Source organism: Desulfobacter sp. (assembly GCF_050177295.1).
This window is the reverse complement of record NZ_JBFXHE010000376.1, coordinates 1-4,414: the sequence shown is the minus strand read 5'-3', so window position 1 is coordinate 4,414 and position 4,414 is coordinate 1. Positions and strand designations below refer to the sequence as shown.

General features: G+C 39.9%; 3 protein-coding genes and 1 pseudogene. All 4 read left to right on the top strand.

Annotation, left to right across the window (positions count from 1 at the left end; all coding sequences use genetic code 11):
* The first annotated feature begins 204 nt into the window (after positions 1-204).
* Positions 205-1,758, top strand: coding sequence for a sensor histidine kinase (locus AB7U36_RS19330; RefSeq protein ID WP_428161277.1), 1,554 nt, complete (start codon positions 205-207; stop codon positions 1,756-1,758).
* A gap of 6 nt (positions 1,759-1,764) precedes the next feature.
* Positions 1,765-3,114, top strand: coding sequence for a sigma-54-dependent transcriptional regulator (locus tag AB7U36_RS19325; protein WP_004071112.1), 1,350 nt, complete (start codon positions 1,765-1,767; stop codon positions 3,112-3,114).
* 412 nt (positions 3,115-3,526) lie between these two features.
* On the top strand, positions 3,527-3,976 hold the full coding sequence (locus AB7U36_RS19320) for a hypothetical protein (RefSeq protein ID WP_004071111.1): 450 nt from the start codon (positions 3,527-3,529) through the stop codon (positions 3,974-3,976).
* A gap of 182 nt (positions 3,977-4,158) precedes the next feature.
* A pseudogene (locus AB7U36_RS19315) lies at positions 4,159-4,414 on the top strand (nucleoside diphosphate kinase regulator); the annotation flags it as partial.

The window sequence follows — 4,414 nt, the reverse complement described above, 5'->3', positions numbered from 1 at the left end:
CTTGGGTATTACGCTTTTGCATGATAAAAGTACTTTAGTGATATAAATTTAATACTGCAAAGCAATGGTGGTAACGCTATCGATACAAAATTTACAGAGTCGTATTTTCAGAAATTTCGTTTGCTTCTGATTTCTGTCTTTATGTTAATTGGATTGGTACCGCTGGTATTTTTTGGGTTTAATGGGTTTTCCAAAGGCAAGCAGATGATTGAAGAGAAAGCGGCGTCCTATTTAGCCAATCAGGCGAAAAGAAACGCTGAAGCCATTAAACTGTTCATGATAGGGCGGGTGAATGATATTCGTCTGATCAGTAGTATTTGGAATATTTCAAAAATAAATTTCAACGATCATATTGGTCAAATAGCCAATGATCAGCATAGACCCTATGTAGACTTTTTCATCATGACCCAATCCGGGCAACTCGTCTTGAGTACAGGAGAAGGAAAGATTGATTCAAAAATTTTAGAGATGTCGGCATGCGATACACTATCCTGGCAGGGAATAAACATGTCAAAACTATTCAATATTACTAAAAATGATAATTATATCCCTGTATTAATGCTGTCCAAACCCCTGTCATCGGGTACAGCCACAAAAGATAGGTATTTTTTATATTGCCTGGTCGATTTCACAGCGATAAGTGTATTGCTCAGAGACAATAATATGGAGGCTACCGGTGAAGTCTATTTGGTTAACAACGAAGGATTGTTTTTATCCGCATCCCGATTTGGCGCCAAAACCCTTGAAACCAAGATTTCATTGAAAAAACAATTGCCCGAAGGTAATTTGGCTGCATATCAGGCCATTGACTATCGGGGTAAATCTGTTCTGCAGGCCAGACAGCATGTCGATCCGTTTGGCTGGATCGTAATGGCAGATCAGGACATGGTAGAGATACTGGATAGTATCAAGACGCTGGAAAAAAAAGCATTTTTTTATGCCCTCATAACCGGTGGGCTTGTTTTAGTTTTGGCTTTTTTTATATCAACGTCCATTGCAAATATGGTCAAGGAAAAATATCAGCGTGAAAAGCAAATGGAATTTCAGGCGATTCAGAAAGAAAAATTAGCAGCTATGGGTCTTCTAACCTCCGGCCTTGCCCATGAATTGAACACGCCTTTGGCAAATGCGTTGCTTTATACGCAAATTGCCCTTGAAGAGATGGAAGAGCAACCTTTTGACAAGGAGAGCATATCTCAGCATTTGTTAACTGTAATTGATGAAATTAAGCATGGCAGCAGTGTCATAAAAAATCTTTTGTATTTCTCAAGACACACACAAAGTGACCTGCAAACAGTCAATTGCAATAATCTTCTGACAAAATTGATGGAAATCACTATTCCTCACTGTGACGCAAAAAATATTCATGTTGAAATGACTTTAATGCCTGATATACCCGATGTTCTGGCAGATCCCAGCACCCTGCAGTCGATCGTTACGAATCTTGTGGCAAACGCCATTGAGTCCATGCCTGATGGCGGCATTCTTACATTGAGCACCCGCTATATTCCAGTCTTGAAACTGGTAAAAATTGAGGTGACAGATTCCGGTATAGGTATCTGCCGGGAAGATATGTCAAATATATTTAATCCGTTTTATTCAACCAAAAAACCGGGGGAGGGAACGGGTTTGGGACTTTTTATCAGTTATGAAATGGCAAGGAAACTGGGCGGTGATTTAAAGGTGGTCAGTTCAACCCGGGACGATGCGAGCAAACCCGGGACAAATTTTACCCTTGAACTTCCAACTGGGGATTAGGAAGATATGAGTGTAATTCCGTTTAAAATATTAATCGTAGAAGATGATGTGAATTTAAACAAAGGCTTAATGCATGTCATTAAAAAAATGGGGTACGAGGTATATTCCACAACGTCGGGAGAACAAGCCCTGAAACAGATCAAGCAACATTCATTTGATTTGGTGATTTCAGATTTAAAATTGCCCGGCATTGACGGTAAGCAGGTTTTAAAAGCAGCAAAACAATACGATGCCGGTATCATGTTTATCATGATCACGGCATATGGCACAGTAGATACAGCAGTTTCTGCCATGAAACAAGGCGCTGAAGATTATATTTTGAAACCCTTTGATATGGAAGAATTTAAAGTTGTAGTCAAAAAGACGTTGGAGAAGAAATCCCTGCTCATTGATAATATCCATTTAAAACGTCAGTTAAAACAAAAGTATACCTTTGATAATATCATAGGGAACAGCCCCTCAATGATGGAGGTTTTTAAAACTATCCACCATGTAAAAGATTCCAGAAGCACGGTACTGATTCGTGGCGAAACCGGTACCGGAAAAGAACTGGTGGCAAAAGCCATACATTATAATGGAGACAGGGCGGCAAAACCCTATGTCCCGGTTAATTGTGCCGCAATCAATGAAAATTTGATGAACAGTGAATTATTCGGACACGTTAAAGGTGCATATACCGGAGCGATATCGGATAAGCAGGGCTTTTTTGAAGCTGCCGACGGAGGCACCTTGTTCCTTGATGAAATCGGGGATATTGGCAAAGGGCTTCAACAAACCCTTCTAAGAGCCATTGAGAGTGGAGAAATCCGACCGGTAGGATCATTTAAACGGAAGATCGTTCAGGTTCGAATTATCGCTGCCACGAATAGAAATCTTGAGGATATGGTTGAAAAAGGGCGCTTCAGAGAAGATTTGTACTATAGACTTAATGTTGTCACCATCAGTTTACCGCCATTGCGTGAACGCATTGATGACATTGCGCTGCTGGGCTTTTATTTTTTGAGACGTTATGCTGCCCAGAACAATAAACAGATTGAGGAAATATCCTACGATGCCTTAAAATTAATGGAAAAATACAATTGGCCCGGAAATGTGAGAGAGTTAGAAAATATTATAGAAAGAGCCACTTTATTCGAAGAAAGCCCTGAGCTAACAGTAGCAAGCCTTCCCAGCATTTTCAGACACGCTGTTTCAAGAACCCCTCGCAGGAATATCAATTCATTGGATCAAATGAACAGAACGCACATTGAGGAAGTGCTGGAATCGACCGGAGGTAATAAAACCGAGGCCTCAAAAATTCTGGGTATCAATCGTTCTACACTTTATCGGATTATGAAACGATTCAAAATTCAATGATTATCCCAACGTTGGTTCGATCCCCGTTGGAAATTAATAAAATTATCAGGTCAATCCCCGCTAATGAAAGAAAGCCCACTCATCTAAAGTCAACTACACACCTTTGGGTGCAATATGCATCGGTGTTGCATTCTGCGACACCCATGCAACAGTTTTCAATATTCATATCAATAAAAAAAACTTTTTATTTCAAAATGTTACATAGAATCCAAATTTTGGTACGCTCTTTGCTCTTACCATAATCAGAACAGTAAGCAGCGTTTTTATATGAAAGCTAAAATAATTAATTGAATTACTTTGATGCTTCGTTGTGAGTTGAATCTTGGTGCTGATAGACCAGGTCGGCCTATGGCCGTTAATACAAAAAAATCCGGGAGGCTGATAGTCAGTCTGTTTTTTAACTGGAGGGATGATGAAAGATCACATTTTTGGAAATCTAATCGACTGGGGTAGTACGCTGGATACGCTGCACCTTCTGAGAGATTCGGCAACCCTGGACGATCATCAGGAGGAACTGATCCGGCTGCTTCGCTATGACAAAAATTGGCGGCTGCGTGAAGCTGCTGTTGAAGCTGCCGTGACATTAAGAAAACCTTCCATTGAGATGGTAAATCAGATCGTTCAACTGATTAAACGGGATGATCTTTACTATAACATCCGCATTATGGCCACCGAGGTTTTATCAACGCTGCTTCCGGTGATAATGGAGAACAAAGAGCTCAACAAGAACCTTGTCCGCGTGTTCATCAATGAGGCGAACCACGAAGTATCGGCATTATTGTCTTCGCCGGTACCGCCGATTTTCCATGATGTGTTGGACATTACATATGAACAGATTCAAAAGTTTGCTGCAACGGTTTGATTGGCACGCACTTAGCGTTTTAGGGCAAAGGAACGTGCCAGACGAATAATGATAATTAATGAAGCATTTAAATCAACAGCGTCCCATTCAGCTGGGGCTGAACCCAATTTTATAAACAATTAAAATTACAAGAAAACCTTTTTAGTTACTTAAAAAATAGCGTATAATGCAAGGAAATTGACATGGAAAAAGAACTATTGATAACGGAGTTTGATTTAGATCGTCTGGAAAGCCTTTTGGATATGTGCTGGCACCGTAGCGGTTTTGATGAAAAAAACTTAGAGCTTTTGCAAAAAAAGATATCCAATTGTATTGTTGTGCCACCTGAATTTATTCCGAATAATATTATTACAATGAATTCGACCTTCACAGTTGAAAATGAGGTCACTAATGAGAAAAAGACTTATACTTTGGTTTTTCCGGAGGATGCAGATATCA

Excerpts from the sequence above, each read along its gene's own strand:
- AB7U36_RS19330 (WP_428161277.1), top strand. The coding sequence starts at position 205 with ATGATTGAAGAGAAAGCGGCGTCCTATTTAGCCAATCAGGCGAAAAGA.
- AB7U36_RS19325 (WP_004071112.1), top strand. The coding sequence starts at position 1,765 with ATGAGTGTAATTCCGTTTAAAATATTAATCGTAGAAGATGATGTGAAT.
- AB7U36_RS19320 (WP_004071111.1), top strand. The coding sequence starts at position 3,527 with ATGAAAGATCACATTTTTGGAAATCTAATCGACTGGGGTAGTACGCTG.